The organism is Streptomyces sp. NPDC088252, assembly GCF_044740965.1.
GTDB lineage: Bacteria > Actinomycetota > Actinomycetes > Streptomycetales > Streptomycetaceae > Streptomyces.
In genome coordinates, this window is the sequence record NZ_JBIURS010000008.1 from 30,626 (window position 1) to 49,947 (window position 19,322).

Sequence of the window (19,322 nt, forward strand, 5' to 3'; positions counted from 1 at the left end):
CGGTCTTTTCTGTCTGCTCCGCCAGCACCGTTCGGTCGGGGATCCCTTCACGGGCAGCCGTCAAGAACGCCCGCTCTCCTTTCCGACCGCATCTCGGCGGACTCCCGCCCGGTCGTCGACCAGGTTCTGGGAGATGGTCGCGTACCGGTTCGCGGCGGTGTGGGACCAGCCCCGACATCTTCCCCGCGTTGATCACCACGCCACGTTCGGCGAGCATCCGCTGGAGTTCGCCGGCCTTCCAGATGCCGCGGTTGGCGACCTCCGGAGGAAGGTTCCACTTCACTGGGCCAGTCCTTTCCATCGGTCGGTGGCGCGCTGCTGTCCGGCGGCCCAGGCGTCTTCGAGATGGGTGCCGTGGACGTGCAGGGATGGAGTCGGGTATCGGAACCGGCTGAATGACTGCGGCCCAGAGTGCATATGGCACTCCGGGCCCTGGCGTCGGTGCCGCTTGTGCGAGGGCCAGTCAGACCTGTTCGAAGTGGAATGCCTTGATGAAGCAGTCGCGGGGCTGGGCGACTGCGAAGAGGATGCAGTCCACGAGCGACCGCGCGGTGAGCGGGTCCTTGGAGTCGCGCGGGGTGGTCTCCCATTCCGCGGAGAGCGGGTCGGCGTTGTCGAAGTCGGGCGGGTAGAGCGATATCACTCGGACTCCTTGGGGCCGCAGGCGCTTGGAGAGGATCTCGGTGAATCCGGCCTGGGCGCTCTTGGCCGCGTAGAAGGCATCATGCGCGTCCGAGCGCTGATGGCCTGCAGTTCCGCAGGCGGAGACCATCGTCACCACATCCGGCTTGTCCGAGTTGAGAAGGAGAGGGAGGAAGTGCTTCACCGTCAGGACAGTGCCGGTTGCGCCGGACGAGATGGTGTCGATGATGTCGGTGTCGGAGGCTGATCGGAGGTCCGGGCCATGGAGGTAGCGGGAGCCGTTGTTGATCAGGATGTCGACGCGGTCGGTGTGATGGGCAATGCTGGACGCGAAGTTGCTGATCGAGACGGGGTCTGTCAGATCGCAGGCAAAGGCGTGGACCCGCTCATGACCTCGATGGCGAATCTCGTCACGGACGCGTTCGGCGGCAGCGAGACTGCGTGCGGAGAGGAAGACTTCGGCGCCGAGGTCCGCGAGCCGGATCGCCAGAGTCCGCCCGAAGTCGCGGCCAGCAGCGGTAATCACAACGCGGTGGTCGTCGAATTTCATTGTTTCGCTCCTCATTTGTGGGCCGATTGTTCTGTTGTGGTGCGGCGGCTGAACGACGCGATCGCCGAGGCACCGGCCTTGCGGAGCTCGATGAGCAGATCGCCGACGGCCCGGGGTGCCGGGGACCGGCCGTCGGTCAGGACGCCGGGCCTCATCACCAAGGCCTCCGCCAGGCGCCGTGACTTCGCGCGGCCGCCCGCAACCGCGGTGACCACGGACCGCATGGTCTCGGCGCCGAGTTCCTTCTCGACGTCGGCGATCAGGTCTGTGATCAGGCCGATCGGGTCCGCGACGGCGCGGTCGAGATGAGCTGCGGTGGTCACGACCGGTCAATACCCCTGATCCGGGCCCGCTTTGCCCGCAGTCCGCCAAGTCCCTCCGAACCGGATGCCAGGCAGCCGCCGACGGCTGCCTTCTTCGGCTTCTTGACCGGTTAGGCGAGCCGGTCGTCAAGCAGTTGCTTCCAGCGCGGGGTGAGGGCCATGGGCGACCATCTCCTTCGGAATCGTCTTCACGCGTGCGGCGGCTGCTCTCGGCCGCGTGGGCGGCGCAGTCGCCGCCGGATGCCTTCTGCCACCGGACGGCGACTCGGACGTGGACGCCGAGCATCCGGGTGAGGACAGCGGCGGGGAGTTCGACAGCGAGGGTGAACAGGGCGGTCGAGCAATTTCGGTGGGCGCGAATGCCGATCTCGTACAGCCGCGGAGCGATCGGCCGGCGCCGCGGGGACTTGGGGCTGCAACGCAGCTGCCCCTCGCCGCCGCGGAGGTCCGGTGGATTGTGATGGATGTGCCGTCGTCGCCTCACGCTCCGAGTCGGCGGCACCGGGTTCATCAGCGAACCTCTGCCCGACTCGATCCAGAACTCGTGGAAACGGCGGAGCACGGCGTTGCTGTGCCGGATCGTACGCGGCCCTGCCACGGACGCTGCCCGGCCGGTTGTCACGAGCGACGAAGTCGACCAGGAACCTTCGGATCGACTCCACTGCTCTTCCCTCCTCATCGAAGACCAGCCAGGGCGCCGCCCCTGCCTCTTCAGCCACTCGCCCCCAGCGCGGCAGGCAGATCGACGGGGTGTCCCGAGATGCACCGTCCAACTCCGTTGCGCTCCTTCGTCATGCGAATGCGCAATGAGCAACGGTTGGACCGGGCAGGTGATGCGTACATCAGCGGCGTGCCGCACCGCAGTCCGGTCAACGCCTATGCCGTCCGGCCCGCCACCCGCCGCCCGGGTCCGCTCGGCCCGGGGACCGCGGCCGCCACGCCGGCCGGGGCCGTCGACTCCCGTACGACCAGTCTCGGCCGGATGAGCAGCGACCGCCCCGCCACCGGAGCCGAGTCGATCCGCGCCCGCAACTGCTGGAACGTCTCCGCGGCCATCTCCGGCAGCGGCTGGCGGACCGTCGTCAGCGGAGGCTCGAAGAGGTCGGCGAGGAGGATGTCGTCGAAGCCGACCACGGAGACGTCCTGCCCCGCGCTGCGTCCGGCGTCCTTGGCGCCCCGGCAGATCCCGATCGCGCACATGTCGTTGATGGCGACGAACGCGGTGGGCGGGCGCGGTCCGCCGAGGAGTTCCCTGGCCGCGTTCCGCCCGAGTTCGGCAGCGTCCTTGTCACCGAACTCGGCGGTGTCGGCGCCTGGCCAGACGATCGCGTCGGCCGGGTCGAGACCGGCCGACTCCAGAGCGGCCCGGAAGCCGCGCAGGCGCTCGCGCCGGTTCACGCTGTTGACCGAGCCGGAGACGAACGCCAGTCGGCGGTGTCCGAGTTCGATCAGGTGACGGGTGGCGAGTTCGGCCCCCATCGCGTTGTCGACGCTGATGGAGGCCAGCGACGGCGGATCGCCCGCCTGCGCGGTGCGGTCGAAGGCGACCATCTTCAGACCGCGGCTGAGCAGCGGTGTCACATGGTCGAGCGACGGGAGCGAGGAGCAGAGCACCACTCCGCTGACCCCGTCGGCGAGCAGTTCCTCCCCGTACTTGAGCTCGCGGGCCGGATCGCGCTCACTGTTGCAGAGCAGTACGTGATAGCCCTCGGCGAGCGCGATGGCCTCCAGCTCGCGGGCGAGCGCCCCCCAGAAGGGGTTGGCGACGGACGGCACGATGAGACCGATGACCTTGATACGGCCGGTGCGCAGCATCCGGGCCGCCCGGTTGGGCCGGTAGCCCAGCTGCTCGATCACCTGCTCCACGCGGGCCAGCGTGGCCGCCTGCATACGGTCCGTACGCCCGTTGAGGACGTTGGAGACCGTGCTCGCGGAGACCCCCGCAGCCTCCGCGACCTGATGGATCGTTACCCCGCTCATGCCACCTCCGGTTCGGAACGCAACTGACCCTATCAGTGTATCGATTTACTGAACTCTGTTCACCGGTACACCCGTTAACATCCCTGAAAATTCATGTGCATCAGCTGTTGACGTCCCTCTCGTGGCGTTCCTAGCATCACTGCATCGATTTACCAGCACTTCCCGGCCATGGCCGGGTTGTCATCGCTGGATCGATCCACAACCTCCACCTCAAAAGGGGTGTCCCATGGAACTCAAAAGACGGTCGCTGCTCGCTGCCATCGGTGCCGGAACCGCTGTCGCCGCTCTCGGTGGATGCGGCACCGGCACTTCGGCGGCCGGCTCCGCAGACGGTCCCGCCGAAGGTGAGATCACACTGCTCACCCCGATCTACGAAGGCGCCGACGGCAAGACGCTGTTGGAGAAGGAGATACTCGGCGGCTTCCGGAAGAAGTATCCGGACGTCAAGGTGAACGTGGACTACACCACGTACGCGCAGCTCAACGAGAAGATCACCACCGGCCTGGCCGGTGGTCTGCTGCCCGACGTGTTGATGATGGGTGTGGGCTGGATCCCGCCGTTCGCGGCGAAGAAGGCCATCGCCGAGCTGCCCGAGAAGCTCGCCACCGCGCACGACTACGAGAAGCGGGTCCTGGAACCTTCCCGGTACGACGGCAAGCTGTACGCGTTGCCGGTCGTCCTCGACACCCGCATCGTCGTCTACCGCAAGGACCACTTCGCCGAGGCCGGCATCAAGAAGACGCCCGCGAACTGGGCCGAACTGCGCGCCGTGGCGAAGCAGCTGACCAAGGACGGCCGGATCGGGTTCGACCCGTTCTCCATCGATCTGCGCCAGTGCTGGGAGACCTTCCTCTTCGCCAACGGCGGCCAGCTGTTCAGCTCGGACGGCAGGAAGGTGCTGTTCACCGATGCCCGCGGCGTCGAGGCGCTGCAGTTCTTCAAGGATCTCGTCAAGGACGGCTCCGCCGTCTACGCCAAGAAGACAGACCTCGGGGCCCCGACCAACGTACAGACCGGCAAGGCGTCGATGATGGTGACCACCAGTGCCCTGTGGAAGCAGGTCGGGGACCAGGCTCCGGACCTCCTCAAGGACGACAAGCTCGGTGCGTTCATCCTCGCCAACCGCAAACCCGCGATGCTCCAGGGCGGCACCCTCGTCACCCAGTCCGCCAGTACCAAGCACCCGGCGGCGGCGCGTGCGCTCGTCGAGTACCTCGCGACGCCCGAGTCCATCCTCGGTGCGGCCAAGCAGCGAGGATCGGTTCCCGGACTGAAGGATCTGAGCGACTCCAGCTATGTGAAGGAGAACAAGTTCGTAGATCTCTCCCTGCAGAGCATGGGCGACGCGTGTTCGGAGGGCGGCACCGCCGCCTGGATGGAGATCCGCGAAAAGATCAAGCCCACGCTGGAGCCCGCGATCGTCGGCAGCCAGTCCGCGAAGGACGCCATCGCGGAACTCGGCCGGCTCGCCGAGGCCGCCATCGGCCGGATGTAAGGACCCGTCACTGTGGGAGCGACATCCGTATTGAAGACGCGGCCCGCGCGGCCCCCTTCCCCGACCGCGCACCACACGGTCGCGAAGAAGCACTCCGGCCGGACGCCCGCCGGTCCAGGCCGTCGCAGGCAACGCGCCGGCATGCTGATGGTGGCGCCCGCGCTGCTGCACGCCTCGCTCTGGATCGGACTGCCGGTCGTCGCGTCGGTCGTCCTGGCCTTCACGAAGTACGACGTGCTGACGGCGCCGCAGTTCGTGGGCCTGGACAACTTCCGGGACATGATGGGCGATGCGGTCTTCCGCAAGTCCATCGTCAACACCATCGTCTACACCTTCTTCACCGTGCCGTTCGGCATGATGCTGGGGCTGCTCGTGGCCCTGGCGTTGCACACCGGCCTCAAGGCGCGGGGCATCTTCCGTACCGCGGTCTTCCTGCCGCAGGTGACGGCGACCGTCGCGATCGCGCTGGTCTGGCTGTGGATCTACAACCCGGGCAACGGGCTGCTGAACACACTGCTCTCGTTCCTCGGGATCGACGGACCGGCCTGGCTGTCGTCGACCTCGTGGGCGATGCCGTCGGTGATCCTGGTCGGCATCTGGCAGGGCATCGGCATGAAGATGCTCATCTACCTGGCCGCGCTCCAGTCCCTGCCGAAGGAGCTGTACGAGGCCGCTTCGGTGGACGGAGCGTCCAAGGTGCGGCAGTTCTTCTCGATCACCCTGCCGTTGCTGAAGCCCGCGACGTTCTTCGTGCTCATCACATCGATGATCAGCGCGTTCCAGTCCTTCGACCAGATCTACATCCTGACCGACGGCGGCCCGGCCAACAGCACCACGATGATGACGTACGAGATCTACAAGTCCGCCTTCCGGGAGTTCCGCGTCGGCTACGCCTGCGCGCAGTCACTGGTGCTGTTCGTGCTGCTGATGGGCTTCACCCTGGTCAACCGGCGGATCATGGGAGGCACCCGTGGCCACAACTGAGCAGCGGATGGCCGGAGTTGCTGGGACATCCCGGATTCGGGGGAACGGCAGGCCGCCCTCCGCCGGCCGGATCGCGCTCTATCTGACGCTCACCGTCGTCTCGCTGCTGATGGTGGTGCCGTTCGTCTGGATGGTGCTCACCTCGCTCAAGACGCCGGTCGAGATCGCCTCGCAGGACGCCGGACTGCTTCCGGAACACTGGGAGTTCGGAAACTATCTGGACGCGCTCAGGGCTGCGCCGTTCGCGACGTACGCGCGCAACAGCTTCATCATCGCGGCCAGTCACACCGTGCTCAACGTGGTGGTGGCGTCGATGGCCGGGTACGCACTGGCACGGATCAGATTCCGGGGCAGCGAGGTCATCTTCTATCTCTTCATCGCCGCGCTGATGATCCCGACGTACACCAAGGTACTGCCCGAGTTCCTGATCGTCCGTTTCATGCCGTTGGCCGGCGGCAACGACCTCTTCGGCCAGGGCGGCAGCGGCTGGCTGGACTCCTGGTGGGCGCTCATCGTCCCCGGCGCCGTCACCCCGTTCGCGGTCTTCCTCTTCCGTCAGTTCTATCTGGACCTTCCGGTGGAGCTGGAGGAGGCGGCCAGGCTGGACGGCCTGGGCGAGTTCCGGATCTATGCCCGGATCATGACACCACAGGTCAAGCCCGCGCTGACCACCGTGGCGCTGCTGACCTTCGAGTCGTCGTGGAACAACTTCCTCTGGCCGCTGCTGGTGACCCGCACGGACAGCCTGCGGGTGATCCAGGTCGGGCTCTCCGTCTTCAAGACGGAGAACGGCACCCAGTGGCACTTCCTGATGGCCGGCACCACGCTGGCCACCCTTCCCATGGTCGTTCTCTTCCTGATCGGCCAGCGCTATTTCGTGCAGGGCTTCGCAACCGCCGGTCTCAAGTGACCGGTTCCGGTCCACGCGACCGGCCATCGAAAGGTTTTCACTTCATGTCTGCTGATCTCAAGGGCTCCCGCGCACTGGTGACCGGGGCGGGCCACGGAATCGGCCGCGCCATCGCCGTCGCCCTTGCCGAGGCCGGTGCCGATGTCGCCGTCCATTACCACTCCTCCGCCGACGAGGCCGGGCAGACGGTCTCCGCGATCGAGGCGCTGGGCCGCAGGGCGAAAGCGTTCAAGGCCGATGTCACCGTGACGGGCGATGTGGACCGGCTCGTCGAGGAAGCGACCGGCTTCCTCGGCGGCCTGGACGTCCTGGTCTGCAACGCGGGCCATCTGATCGGCCGGGCCACGATCGCCGAGATGTCCGACGACCACTTCGAACAGGTCATCTCCACCAATCTGACGTCGACTTTCCGTACCGTGCGGGCCGCGCTGCCGCAGCTGACGAAGTCGTCGGCCGGGCGCATCATCACCATGTCCTCGCTGGCCGCACACAACGGCGGCGGCCCCGGTTCGGTCGCCTACGCGGCTGCCAAGGCGGGTGTCCGCGGCTTCACCAAGGGCCTGGCCAAGGAACTCGGCGGCACAGGCATCACAGTCAACACCGTGGCGCCCGGCTTCATCAAGGGCACCGCCTTCCACGACACGTTCACCGCGCCCGAGGCGCAGCAGGCGATGGAGGCGGGCATCCCGGTCGGCCGGGCCGGCACCCCCGAGGACGTCGCCGCGGCGGTCGTGCATCTGGCATCGCCGTCGTCCGGCTTCCTCACCGCCACCACGGTGGACATCGACGGTGGCGTGTGGCCGCGTTGAGGCGGATCCCCCGGGAGCGGGGCGGCTGGTGGCACGCGTTCGTCTGCCCGGCGCACGGTGTGGAGCTCGACCACGGTGATCTGCTCGCCGGGGTGTTCCCGGCCGGCGGTGCGTGGTGCGCGTACGGCTGCCGGGTGGACGACGAGGCGGTGCGCGGTGCCTGGCTGGTGCTGTCGCACCAGGCGTGGGCGCGGCACCTGAGGGTCCTCGCCCACCGGGGCGAGCGCGCCCGGGCGGTGGAGCGGCTCGTCGAGTACGCCGGTCTGTACGCGGAGCTGGCCACCGAGCGGCATGGCGAGGCGCAGTCCTGGATGCTGCGCGGCCGTCTCTTCCACCAGGCGCTGACCGATGCGATCTGGGCCGTCACCATCGGGCACACCGTGATCACACTCGCCGAGGACTCCACGGAGCACCTCTCGGCGGTGCTGCCGCTCCTGGACGACCTGGAGCGGGCGGCGCTCGACGCCCGGGACGTGCTGACCGGCCAGGGGCATCTCGCCTCCAACTACACCGCGTGGCTCAACGCCGCCGGTGTGGCGGCGAGCCGGGGCGCCGCCGCGGTCCGTGGCCTGGAGTGGGACGGCGCCGAGCGCTGGCTGGAGGGCGGGCACGGGCTGTACGCGCACCTGCGGGTGGCCGTCGCCGAGGACGGCTGGGAGTGGGAGGGCAGTACCTACTACCACGGGTTCGTGCTGCGCGCCGCCCTGCTCGCGCTGCGCGGCACGGACCCCGCGGCCGTGCCGTCCGATGTGGTGGACGTGCTGGCCGGGATGACCGACGTACTGGCCACGATCGCGACGCCGGGCGGCATTCTGCCCGCGCTGCACGACGGCCCTTATCTGCGCGCTCCGCTCGCTCTGGAGTGGCTGGAACTGGTGGCACTGGCACAGCAGTTGGTGCCTTCTCCGGCCCTGGACGCGGTGGCCGGGCGGGCTCGCGACGAGCTCGGCACGCAGGACGACGGGCTCGACCGCGAACTGGGCGGCTGGTTCGCCGGCCCACCGCTGCCGAGGCGTCCGGCACCCGGCCCGGTCACCGTGTTCCCGACGGCCGGATACGCGGTGCTGTGCCACGCGGGCGTCCACGCCCTGCTGGACTTCGGTCCGCACGGCGGCTCGCACGGCCACCGCGACAAACTCTCGCTCCTCCTGTACGGGAACACCACGCCGTGGCAGCCCGACCCCGGTCAGGTACCGTACGCGCACGCCGAGTTCCGTGATCTGTACGCATCCACGGAGGCACACCCCGCGTTCCGGGTGGATGGCGCCGAACAGGCTGAGTGCACCGGTCAGTTGCTCGGATCGGACGGTTCCTCCGTCACCGCCGGGGCGACCACGGCGTACGAGGATGTGCGTGCGGTACGGCGGGTCGCGCTCGGCGACGGCTATCTGGTCGATCTGCTGACCGTGAGTGCCGAGGGCGAGCGGCGGTTCACCGCGCAGCTGCGTCCCGGCGTCGCGCTGGACATCCAGCTCCAGGGCACGGGCCCGGTGCGCACCACCTGGTACGGCGACGAGACCCTGCACGGCTGGCACACCCACACGCCGGGGCGGACCGTGCGCCCGGTCGCCCGGCCCGCCCCCGGCCCGGCCGACGATCCCCAGCGCGTGCGCACCCGGGTCGACTTCACCGCGGAGTCGGACCGGATCACCTTCGCCTCGGTGTACCAGGCGGCCTCGGCGGGCCCCACCGTGACCGACGTACAGCTGGACGGCGACGGGGTACTGACGGTCACGCTGGCCGACGGCGGCACCGCACGATTCCGGACGGAGGACTGACCCTTGTTGCTCTCGGCGACCCCGCCGCCCGGCCCGCGCCCCGCACAGGAGGCGCGGCTGTACGAGGAGGCCGCCCGCCACCGCGGGCTGACCCCGCCCCGCACGCACCCCCTGGCCAGCATCACCTGGCTGGGCCCCGCCGCCTCCAACCCGGCCCTGGCCCACCGGGTCGGCGGGGACCCGGCCCATCTGGCGGAGAGCCGGCGCTGGATCGAGGCCGCGGTGCGGCTGCCGCACTGGGGCAAGGCCCATATGCCGGACCGCGACCTGGACGCGGGCTGGCTGCTGCACCATCTGTCGCTCGCCTACCGGTGGATCGGCGACGCCCTCCCGGACGGGGTGCGGGCGCTGCTGCGGTACAAGCTGCTGCTCCAGGGGCGGCGTATGTACGAGTACGCGGTGGCGAGCGAGGGCGGCTGGTGGTCCTCCTCGTACTGGCAGAACCACAACTGGATCTGTTACGCGGGCCTGGCCACGGCCGGCTACGTGCTGGACAAGGAGGAGTGGACCGAGCGCGCCAAGGACAATCTCGGCACGGTCCTCGACCTGATGCCCGAGGACGGTTCGCACGCCGAGGGTGTCGTGTACTGGCGCTACGGTGTGCCCTTCCTCGCCATCCATCTGGATCTCCTCCAGGAGGCGGAGGGCATCGACTGGTGGGGGCGGGGCGGTTTCCTCTCCCACACGTTCCGCTACCGGTTGCACCAGATGGCGCCCGGCTTCGCGTTCAACGTCGACCACGGCGACTGCCACGACCGGCGCAGCGGGCACAGTGCCGGCCTGTACTACCGTCTCGCCTCCCAGTACGGCATCCCGGAAGCCCAGTGGATGGGTGATCTCGCCTCGGGTGAACTGCTGTGGCAGGAGGCCGCGGAGAGCGGGGTGCGGCCGGGGATTCTGCCGGAGGCGTATCTCGAACACCTCTGGTACGACCCGTCCGTGCCGCGTGCCCGGCCCACGGAGACCAGGGCGTTCTTCCCGGATCTCGGACTGCTGGCGGCCCGTACCGGATGGGACGACGACGCCACGCTCGTCTCGTTCAAGGCGAGCCCCGGCGGCGGCCACAAGGCGTGGGAGACATCGGCGAAGCATCGGGCCGAGCGCGGCTGGGAAACCCTCGACCAGGGGCATCACCACCCCGATTCGGGCTCGTTCGTCCTGGTCTCGCAGGGTGCGTTCCTCGCGGTCGACGAGGGCTACAGCAACCGCAAGCGCGCCGCGCACCACAATCTGCTGCTGGTGGACGGACAGGGGTACGCGGACGAGGACCGCTACCACGTCTACAAGGACATCCCGTACGAGCGGCAGGCCCGGCAGCGAGATGTGCTCACCGCCCCCGACTGCGGCTGGGCGCATGCCACGGCGGAGATCGCCGCTATGTACGACCCCGGGCTCGGGGTGCGGCGGCTGGACCGGACACTGGTGTTCACGCCATCGGGGCGGCTCGTACTGCTGGACCTGGCGGAGGCGGACACGGAACGGGAATGGACGTTCCTGCTCCAGACCGACCGGCCGACCGAGCCGCAGCCGGACGGCAGCCGGCTGATCCGGTCCGGGGCGGCCTCGGCGCTGGTGCGGCGGTTCGCGCCGCTCCACGCCTCGGTCGTCTCCGAGGCCACGGAGGTCGAGGCCAATCCGACGTCCAGCACGCCGGAGCTGCGCCTCACCCGCACGCTGCACACACTGCGTGCGACGACCGCGCGGTCTTCGCACGGTCTCTTCCTCACGGCGATCGTCCCGGGCACCGAAGCCGCCCTGGCGGAACGGATCGTGTGTGCGCAGGGCCAGGGCGTGGCCTTCGACGAGGAGACCGTGCTCCTCTCCCCCGTCGCCCGTCGCATCCGTACCGCCGCCGTCTCGGCCGCCGCGGCGGCGGTGCTGCTCGGTGGCGAGGGCCCGTATGTGGTGGCGGCCACCCGGCTGGAGCTGGACGGCCGCGTGCTGCTCGATGTCCCGGAGCCGTACACAGGAAAGGTCGGCTGATCATGCAGGCAACACTCTCGTCCGGTTGGCCGACGCTGCTGCGACGGCTGGAGTTCGTGGCCTACCCGGCCGCCGCCGGGGCCGCGTTCACCGTGCTGTCGCTCGGTGTCGTGACCTGGCTGCCCGCGCTCGCCGCGATGGGGCACGCCCTGCAGCGGTGGCGGGCGGAGGGTGACAGCCGTTGCTTCACCAACGCGTTCGGCGCCTTCCCGCAGTACTGGTGGGCCCTGTGGCGGCACACCCTGGCGTCCACCGCGGCGGGGATCGTCCTGACCGCCAATATCGTCCATCTGCTGGGCCGTTCGGAGCCGTGGGCGTTCGTGCTGCTCGCCGCGCAGGTGGGTATCGCGGCCGCTCTGGTCATCCATCATGTGGCGCTCGCGGGCGAGGCGGGCCGGTCGCCGCACGGGACGGTGCGCACCTGGTCGCGTGGCGCGCTGGCCCTCGGCTTCGGGTCCGCGGCCCGTGGCACCGCACTGCTCGGCGCGGTGATCTCCGCCGCGCTGCTCTCCCTCGTCGTACCGCTGGGTCCCGTGCTCCTCGGGCCCAGCGTCCCCGTACTGCTCGCTCTGTCCTTCGCAGACCCCAGGAGGCACACCCCATGAGCCGTGTACTGCGCACCACTCTCGTCGCCGCGCTCGCCGTCGGCGCCCCCCTGGCCTTCCCCCCGGTGTCCGAGGCCGCCGAAGCCGCCACCGCGTACTACGTGTCGCCGTCCGGCAGCGACTCCAACGCCGGTACGTCGGAGGGCGCCCCGCTCGCCACGATCCAGAAAGCGGTCGACCTGGCGCCGACGGGCTCGGTCGTGAACCTCGCCGCCGGCACGTACAAGCAGGACGTCGTGACCAAGCGCGCCGGAGTCACCGTCACCGGCCCGTCGAACGCCGTGGTGAAGGGGGCCGGCGACGCCCGGATCATTCAGGTGCAGCACGACTCGACGACGCTCAGCGGTTTCACCGTGGACGGGCTGCACGGGTCGTCCACCGATGTGTCGGGGTACCGCCTCAAGCTCATCTATGTCATGAGCACAACTCCCGGCAATGGTGTGGGCGGTCTGCGGATCACCGGAATGACGCTGAAGAACGCCGCCGACGAATGTCTGCGGGTGCGCTATCTGGTGACCGGCGCCGACATCTCCGACAACACGATCACCAACTGCGGGGTCAACGACTTCAAGTTCGGCGGCGGCGGCAAGAACGGCGAGGGCATCTACCTCGGCACGGCCCCCGAGCAGCAGGGGACGAACGGCGCCCCGGACGCGGCCCCCGACATCAGCAGGAACAACCGCATCCACCACAACACCATCGCCACCCAGGGCAATGAGTGCGTCGATGTGAAGGAGAACTCGACCAACAATTACGTCGAGTACAACGACTGCAGCGGTCAGAAGGACTCCAGCTCCGGTGGGCTGGACGCACGCGGCAGCGGCAACATCTTCCGCTACAACACCGTTCACGACAACGTCGGCGCGGGCATCCGGCTCGGCGGCGACACCGCCACCGACGGCATCGACACCAGTGTCTACGGCAACACCATCACCAACAACGCGGGCGGCGGCATCAAGTTCATGCGCACCCCGCAGGGTCCGGTGTGCACCAACACGATGGGCGGCAACACCGGTGGCGACGCGGTCGGCACCTACGGCAGCGAGTACACGCCGACCGGTGCGTGCCCCAAGTGAGCGGCCGGGGACCCGCGAGACGCGGGGTACTGACAGCGGCGGCCGGGCTGGCGGCGGTCGCCGCGACGGCGCCGGGGGCGCAGGCCGCCGAGGCCTCGAACAGCGGCAAGCGCCGGTCGCGCTGGACGACGTCCTGGGCGACCGCGCAGACCGCGCCGACCGCCACCGACACGGTGGCGAGCGCCGGTCTGACCGACGGCACGTTCACCGCCGAGGTACGGCTGTCGGCGGGCGGCACGGTCCGGCTGCGCTACGGGCACGCCTTCGGTACGGCTCCGGTTCTGATCGGCCCTGTGACGGCGGGCGGCCGGCCGGTGACGTTCGGCGGGCGAGCGCAGGCGTGGATCGCCGCGGGCGCCTCGCTGACCAGCGACCCGGTGGCCGGCCTGCGCACCTTTGAGGCGGCACGGCTGACGGTGGAGACGTGGCTCCCCGGCCCCACCGGGCCGCTGTCCTTCCACCGCAACACGCACGCCTCGCACACCGTCGACGGCGTGCGCACCACCTCGGTGTTCCTGCTGACGGGAGTCGAGGTGACGGGCGCGTACGGGCCGGTGGTCGCGGTGCTGGGCGACTCCATGGCAGAGGGCGTCGGCACGCCCGACGACGCCGATCTGCGCTGGCCCGACCAATTGGCCAGGCGCCTTCCCGGTTCGGCCGTCGCCAATCTCGGCATCAGCGGCAATCGGGTCCTGCTGGACGACGCCCGGTTCGGGCCCAGCGGGCAGGCGCGCTTCGACCGCGACGTGCTGTCCCTTCCCGGGCTGCGGACCGTACTCGTCCATCTCGGCGTCAACGACCTCCAGCAGCCACCGAGCCAGACCGACCCGGCGCGTGTACTGGCCGGGTACCGGCAACTGGTGCTGCGCGCCCGCAACGCCGGGCTGCGGACGGTCGGCGCGACCGTCACGCCGTTCGAGGGCTGGACCCGCTGGACACCGGAACTGGAAGCGGTACGGCAGCAGATCAACGCGGCGCTGCGGACCGGGCGGGTCTTCGACGCCGTGGCCGACTTCGACGCGGCACTGCGCGACCCGGACCGTCCGTCCCGGATGCTGCCGTCGTACGACAGCGGCGACGGACTGCATCCCAACCCCGCCGGTCATGCCGCGTTGGCCGCGGCCGTGGACCGCCGACACCTTCTGTGAGGGCCGCATCATGAACCCAGGCACCGACACTCCGGGAACCACCCGGCGCACCGTTCTCGCCGGGGCGGCGGCGCTCGGCGCTTCCGCCGCCCTGCCGTTCACACTCGCCGCGGCTACTGCGCACGCGGCTGCCGGCGACACCGTCGTCGATGACGCCGCCCCCCTGCGCACCCGCTGGCACACCCTGCTCACCGGCGGCCCGGGGCTCGACCTGACGGACCCACGGATCGCCGCGGCCGTGGCCAGGATCGGCAGAGCCGCCACCACCTCGGCGAAGGGCCTCGACCCGACCCGTACCGACGGGCTGTTCCCCGATCTGACCAGCACCACGCTCTCCAACCACGTCACGACATCGTTCAAGCGGCTCGCCACGGTCGCGACCGCGTGGGCCGTGCCCGGCACACCTCAGTACGGGGACACCACACTGCGCGATCTGCTGCTGGCCGGCCTCGACTGGATGCTGACGAATCGCTACGGTCCCGGTCACACCCGGTTCGACAACGACTGGGACTGGGAGATCGGCTCCGCGCTCGCCCTCAACGACGCGGCCGTGCTGCTGTACGACGTGCTCGGGACGGAGCGGCTGGGCCGGATCACCACGGCCGTACGACACTACACGCCCGACCCGAACCTCTGGCGGGCCGACCGGCAGATCGCCACCGGCGCCAACCGGGTGTGGATCTCCACCGTCGTCGCCGTCAACGCCGTCCTCAACGGCAGCGGCGACGATCTGGCGCGCGTCCGTGACGCTCTTTCGGACGTCGAGGGTTCGGGTGCCAACAGCGTCCTCGCCTTCAACGACGTCAGTACGGCGGCGGAGGGCACCGGCGAGGGCTTCTACTCCGACGGATCGTTCCTCCAGCACTACAAGCACCCGTACAACGGCGGGTACGGCAAGGAGCTGCTGAACAACCTGTCCCGGCTGCTGAACCTCCTCGCCGGTACGGCGTGGGCGGTCACCGACCCCGATCTCGACCACGTCCGTTCCTGGATCGACGACGGTTTCGACCCGCTGCTGGCCCGCGGCGACGTGATGGCGTCGGTGTGCGGGCGCGAGATCGCCCGCCCCAGCAAACAGGGGCACGTCTCGGCGCAGACCGTCATCGAGGCGGTGGTACGGCTGATCCCGAGCTTCCCCGGCGAGACGGCCGACCGGTTCACCGCCCTGGTCAAACAGTGGATCGCCGAGGACACCTACCGGGACTTCCTCGCCGTCACCGACCTCGCCTCGCTCGTCGCCGCCCAGCGGGTCATCGCCTCCCCCGTCCCGGCACGCGGCCCGCTGGTGACGCACAAGCAGCATCCCCGGATGGACAAGGCGGCCCACCACCGGCCGTCCTTCGCACTCGGCATCTCCGCGTACTCGTCCCGGATCTACAACTACGAGTCGATCCAGAACGAGAACCTGCATGCCTGGCACCTCTCCGACGGCATGGTCCTCCTCTACACCGACGACCTCGGGCACTACAGCGAGGACTACTGGCCGACCGTCGACCCGACCCGGCTGCCCGGCACCACCGTCATCGCCGGACGGCCCGCGGACGCGGCGGGTCAGCGCACCACCAGCACGGCCGACTGGGCCGGCGGCACCACGCTGCCGGGCACGACGCTCGGGGCGTACGGCATGGAGCTGCGCGCGTACGGAAGTACGCTGCACGGGCTGAAGAGCTGGTTCTGCCTGGACGACGTGATCGCGTGCGTCGGCTCGGGCATCACCTCGGACGCGGGCACGGCAGAGACGGTCGTGGAGAACCGCAAGCTCCGCGACCCGAAGGCGGCCCTCCTCGTCAACGGCACGGCCGCGCCCACGGACACCGGCTGGTCGGACCGGCTCGACCAGGTGCGGTGGCTGCATGTCGCCGGCACCGGCGGCTACGTCTTCCCCGAGCCCGCCACGCTGCACGGTCTGCGCGAGGACCGCACCGCCACCTGGCGCGAGATCAACCTCAAGTACGGCACGGACACCCCGGTCACCCGGCCGTATCTGACGCTGTGGCAGGACCACGGCGCCGCACCGAGCGGGGCCGGCTACTTCTGGCTGCAGGCACCGGCGGCATCCGCCGAGCGCACGAAGCAGTGGTCGTCCGCGCCCCCGGTCAAACCGATCGCACGCTCCACCGCCGTGCACGCGGTACGCCGCTGCGTGGACGGACTGGTCGCCGCGAACTTCTGGAGCGCGGGCACGGCGCAGGACCTGACGTCGGACGGCCCCGCCTCGGTGCTCGTACGACCGGACGGAAAGACGGTGAAGGTGTCGCTGTCGGACCCGACGCAACTGCGCTCATCGGTGGTCCTGGACCTTGGACAGCGCGGTCTGACCGTCGTCCGGGCCGACCCGGGCGTGCGCGTCGCCCCCACCACCGACGGCATAAGGATCACCGCCGACACCACCGGAAGCCACGGCGCCACCCTCAACCTCACCCTGAAGAGGAGCTAGACCCTTGCTGTTCGACATGGATCTGGACCGGCTGCGCGCGTACCGGCCGGAACCGGAGGAGCCGGCCGACTTCGACGCCTTCTGGGAGAAGACCCTCACCGAGACCGCCCGCCACCCGCTGGACGCCGGCTTCGTGCCGTACGACGCCGGTTTCGCGACGGTCGATGTGTTCGACGTGACCTTCCGGGGCTGGGGAGGGCAGCCGGTGAAGGCCTGGCTGCTGCTGCCCAAGGCGCGCTCGGGCCCGCTGCCCGCCGTGGTGCAGTACATCGGGTACAACGGCGGCCGGGGCATCCCGTACTCCTGGCTGACCTGGAGCGCACTGGGGTACGCACACCTGGTGATGGACAACCGGGGCCAGGGCGGCGGCGGCAAGAACACCGCGGACACCCCGGACATCGGCCCGGACGGGCACGGCTCGTCCTCCCCCGGCTTCCTGACCCGCGGCATCGAGGACCCGTACCGGCACTACTACCGGCGGCTGATCACGGACGCCGTGCGGGCGGTGGACGCCGCGAAGGCCCAGCAAGCGGTCGACGCCTCACGAGTGGCGGTGCTCGGGGGCAGCCAGGGCGGCGGGCTGGCGCTGGCCGTCGCCGGGCTGCGGGACGACATAGCGGCGGCCGTCGCCGATGTGCCGTTCCTCTGCCACTACCGGCGTGCCTCGCAGATCACCGACGCCGGACCGTATGCGGAGATCGCCCGCTGGCTGTCCGGGCACCGCTTCCGGATCGACGAGGCGATGGAGACCCTGTCCTATTTCGACGGGGTCAACTTCGCGGCACGGGCGACCGCCCCGGCGTGGTTCTCGGTCGGTCTCATGGACCGGATCTGCCCCTCGTCCACGGTGTTCGCCGCGTATCACCGTTACGCGGGTCCGGCCGAGATCGAGGTGTTCACGTACAACGGGCACGAGGGCGGCGCGGAGTACGACCTGCCGCGCAAGCGCGACGCGCTGCGAGGCGTCTTCGGCCGCTAGTGCGGTGGCCGGAAAGGCGCCCCGCGGAGCGGCCCTTCCGGCCACCGCACCAGCGATGAAGGTCACCGGCCCAGCGCCGCCATCGCGGCGTTGTGGCCGGGGACCCCGCTGACCCCGCCGCCGCGGACCGCACCCGCCCCGCACAGCAACACGTTGGCGTGCGCCGTCTCCACCCCCCACTGTCCGGTGGATTCGGTGGCGTACGGGAACGCGAGGTCCCGATGGAAGATGTGACCGCCGGGCAGCCGCAGGTCGTGTTCGAGGTCGAGCGGAGTCTTCGCCTCGATGCAGGGCTCACCGTTCTCGTCGCGTGCCAGGCAGTCCGTGACCGGCTCGTCCAGATGCGCGTCGAGTTCGGCGAGCGTGGCCGTCAGCAGCTCGGCGCGCGTCGCCGCGTTGTCGGCGGCGAAGAGCCGGGCGGGGGTGTGCAGGCCGAAGAGGGTGAGGGTCTGGTAACCGCGCGCGGCGAGGTCAGGTCCGAGGATCGACGGGTCGGTCAGTGAGTGGCAGTAGATCTCGGACGGCGGGGCGGCCGGCAGCCGGCCCGCCGCCGCGTCCCGGTAGGCGTCGGCGAGCTGCCCGTACCCCTCGGCGATGTGGAACGTCCCGGCGAAGGCCTGGCGCGGGTCGACGGAGCGGTCACGCAGTCGGGGCAGCCGGGTGAGCAGCATGTTCACCTTCAGCTGCGCGCCCTCGGCCGGGGTGGGCGGCTCGTCGCCGAGGAGAGCGGCAAGCGCTTGCGGGGAGGCGTTGACGAGGACCCGGCGTGCCGCGACGACATGTTCCGCCCCGGGTGAGCGGACGGTGATCTCGGCCCGTGTTCCGTCGGTTTCGATACGGGTCGCCTCGTGCCGTACGCGAATCTCCGCCCCGGCCTCGCGGGCGGCCCGTGCGAGGGCGTCGGTGAGTGCGCCCATGCCGCCGACCGGGACGTCCCAGTCGCCGGTGCCACCGCCGATGACGTGGTAGAGGAAGCAGCGGTTCTGGAGCAGGGACGGGTCGTGCGCGTCGGCGAAGGTACCGATCAGGGCGTCGGTCAGCACGACTCCGCGTACGAGGTCGTCGTGGAAGTTCTCCTCGACGGCGACGCCGATGGGCTCCTCGAAGAGGGTGCGCCAGGCCTCCTGGTCGCCGATCCGCTCGCGCAGGGCGTCGCGGGTGGGCAGGGGTTCGGTGAGCGTCGGGAAGGCCCGTTCGGCGACGCGCCGCGTCATGCCGTAGAAACGCTGCCAGGCCTCGTACTCCCGGTCGGATCCGGTGAGCGCGGCGAAGGAGTCCCGGGTGCGGTCCGCGCCGACGAGCAGTCCGGTGGCACGGCCGCCGCGCACGGTCGGGGTGTAGGAGGAGACGGTCCGCTTCCGTACGGCGAAGTCCAGGCCGAGATCGCGGACGATCTTCCGTGGCAGCAGGGACACCAGGTACGAGTAGCGCGACAGACGGGCGTCGACCCCGTCGAAGGGGCGGGTGGAGACGGCCGCTCCTCCCGTGGTGCCGAGGCGTTCCAGGACCAGGACGGATTGTCCGGCGCGGGCGAGGTAGGCGGCGGCGACCAGACCGTTGTGGCCGCCGCCCACGATCACTGCGTCATAGCTGTCGGGTGCGGGCATGGCCCTTCGTAACACG

Annotated in this window: 15 protein-coding genes; 11 read left to right on the forward strand and 4 right to left on the reverse strand. The window is 69.9% G+C overall.

Annotation, left to right across the window (positions count from 1 at the left end):
- Nucleotides 1-463: 463 nt before the first annotated feature.
- The 3 genes from ACIOHC_RS18030 to ACIOHC_RS18040 form a co-directional block, all read right to left on the reverse strand.
- Nucleotides 464-1,192: an SDR family oxidoreductase gene (locus ACIOHC_RS18030; RefSeq protein ID WP_351073957.1), complete on the reverse strand. Its 729-nt coding sequence runs from the start codon at nt 1,190-1,192 to the stop codon at nt 464-466.
- 11 nt (nt 1,193-1,203) lie between these two features.
- Nucleotides 1,204-1,515, reverse strand: a complete 312-nt coding sequence (locus ACIOHC_RS18035) for a hypothetical protein (protein ID WP_351073958.1) — start codon at nt 1,513-1,515, stop codon at nt 1,204-1,206.
- An 876-nt stretch (nt 1,516-2,391) separates the two neighbouring features.
- Nucleotides 2,392-3,495 (reverse strand): LacI family DNA-binding transcriptional regulator, encoded by a 1,104-nt coding sequence (locus ACIOHC_RS18040; protein ID WP_351073959.1) that lies wholly within the window; start codon nt 3,493-3,495, stop codon nt 2,392-2,394.
- A gap of 226 nt (nt 3,496-3,721) precedes the next feature.
- On the opposite strand from ACIOHC_RS18040, the gene ACIOHC_RS18045 reads away from it, so the two are divergent.
- The 11 genes from ACIOHC_RS18045 (at nt 3,722) to ACIOHC_RS18095 (ending at nt 17,699) form a co-directional block, all read left to right on the forward strand.
- Nucleotides 3,722-4,990 (forward strand): ABC transporter substrate-binding protein, encoded by a 1,269-nt coding sequence (locus ACIOHC_RS18045; RefSeq protein ID WP_351073960.1) that lies wholly within the window; start codon nt 3,722-3,724, stop codon nt 4,988-4,990.
- A 141-nt stretch (nt 4,991-5,131) separates the two neighbouring features.
- Entirely contained in the window at nt 5,132-5,974 is an 843-nt protein-coding gene (locus ACIOHC_RS18050; RefSeq protein WP_389636777.1) for a carbohydrate ABC transporter permease, read from the forward strand.
- Nucleotides 5,961-6,884: a carbohydrate ABC transporter permease gene (locus ACIOHC_RS18055; protein ID WP_351073962.1), complete on the forward strand. Its 924-nt coding sequence runs from the start codon at nt 5,961-5,963 to the stop codon at nt 6,882-6,884. The genes ACIOHC_RS18050 and ACIOHC_RS18055 overlap by 14 nt, the downstream gene beginning before the upstream one ends.
- A gap of 44 nt (nt 6,885-6,928) precedes the next feature.
- Nucleotides 6,929-7,693 (forward strand): SDR family oxidoreductase, encoded by a 765-nt coding sequence (locus ACIOHC_RS18060; protein ID WP_351073963.1) that lies wholly within the window; start codon nt 6,929-6,931, stop codon nt 7,691-7,693.
- Nucleotides 7,681-9,471, forward strand: a complete 1,791-nt coding sequence (locus ACIOHC_RS18065; protein WP_351073964.1) for a heparinase II/III family protein — start codon at nt 7,681-7,683, stop codon at nt 9,469-9,471. Before ACIOHC_RS18060 ends, ACIOHC_RS18065 begins: the two co-directional genes overlap by 13 nt.
- Nucleotides 9,472-9,474: 3 nt before the next feature.
- Entirely contained in the window at nt 9,475-11,454 is a 1,980-nt protein-coding gene (locus ACIOHC_RS18070) for a hypothetical protein (protein WP_351073965.1), read from the forward strand.
- A gap of 2 nt (nt 11,455-11,456) precedes the next feature.
- Nucleotides 11,457-12,059, forward strand: a complete 603-nt coding sequence (locus ACIOHC_RS18075; protein WP_351073966.1) for a DUF624 domain-containing protein — start codon at nt 11,457-11,459, stop codon at nt 12,057-12,059.
- Nucleotides 12,056-13,135 carry a DUF1565 domain-containing protein gene (locus ACIOHC_RS18080; protein ID WP_401843178.1) on the forward strand — a complete coding sequence of 360 codons (1,080 nt, stop codon included), beginning with the start codon at nt 12,056-12,058 and terminating at the stop codon, nt 13,133-13,135. The genes ACIOHC_RS18075 and ACIOHC_RS18080 overlap by 4 nt, the downstream gene beginning before the upstream one ends.
- Nucleotides 13,132-14,283, forward strand: coding sequence for an SGNH/GDSL hydrolase family protein (locus ACIOHC_RS18085; RefSeq protein ID WP_351073968.1), 1,152 nt, complete (start codon nt 13,132-13,134; stop codon nt 14,281-14,283). Before ACIOHC_RS18080 ends, ACIOHC_RS18085 begins: the two co-directional genes overlap by 4 nt.
- Before the next feature lie 10 nt (nt 14,284-14,293).
- A complete protein-coding gene (locus ACIOHC_RS18090; protein ID WP_365689046.1) occupies nt 14,294-16,720 on the forward strand; it encodes a polysaccharide lyase 8 family protein in 2,427 nt (808 codons plus the stop codon).
- Nucleotides 16,721-16,724: 4 nt separating this feature from the next.
- Nucleotides 16,725-17,699: an alpha/beta fold hydrolase gene (locus ACIOHC_RS18095; protein WP_351073970.1), complete on the forward strand. Its 975-nt coding sequence runs from the start codon at nt 16,725-16,727 to the stop codon at nt 17,697-17,699.
- A gap of 62 nt (nt 17,700-17,761) precedes the next feature.
- On the opposite strand, the gene ACIOHC_RS18100 is transcribed toward ACIOHC_RS18095, so the two are convergent.
- A complete protein-coding gene (locus ACIOHC_RS18100) occupies nt 17,762-19,306 on the reverse strand; it encodes an NAD(P)/FAD-dependent oxidoreductase (RefSeq protein WP_351073971.1) in 1,545 nt (514 codons plus the stop codon).
- Nucleotides 19,307-19,322 lie beyond the last annotated feature (16 nt).

Bases quoted from the DNA above. Each gene is read 5' to 3' on its own strand.
- ACIOHC_RS18030 (WP_351073957.1), bottom strand. From the start codon at position 1,192: ATGAAATTCGACGACCACCGCGTTGTGATTACCGCTGCTGGCCGCGAC.
- ACIOHC_RS18040 (WP_351073959.1), bottom strand. From the start codon at position 3,495: ATGAGCGGGGTAACGATCCATCAGGTCGCGGAGGCTGCGGGGGTCTCC.
- ACIOHC_RS18045 (WP_351073960.1), top strand. From the start codon at position 3,722: ATGGAACTCAAAAGACGGTCGCTGCTCGCTGCCATCGGTGCCGGAACC.
- ACIOHC_RS18050 (WP_389636777.1), top strand. From the start codon at position 5,132: ATGCTGATGGTGGCGCCCGCGCTGCTGCACGCCTCGCTCTGGATCGGA.
- ACIOHC_RS18060 (WP_351073963.1), top strand. From the start codon at position 6,929: ATGTCTGCTGATCTCAAGGGCTCCCGCGCACTGGTGACCGGGGCGGGC.
- ACIOHC_RS18075 (WP_351073966.1), top strand. From the start codon at position 11,457: ATGCAGGCAACACTCTCGTCCGGTTGGCCGACGCTGCTGCGACGGCTG.
- ACIOHC_RS18080 (WP_401843178.1), top strand. From the start codon at position 12,056: ATGAGCCGTGTACTGCGCACCACTCTCGTCGCCGCGCTCGCCGTCGGC.
- ACIOHC_RS18090 (WP_365689046.1), top strand. From the start codon at position 14,294: ATGAACCCAGGCACCGACACTCCGGGAACCACCCGGCGCACCGTTCTC.
- ACIOHC_RS18100 (WP_351073971.1), bottom strand. From the start codon at position 19,306: ATGCCCGCACCCGACAGCTATGACGCAGTGATCGTGGGCGGCGGCCAC.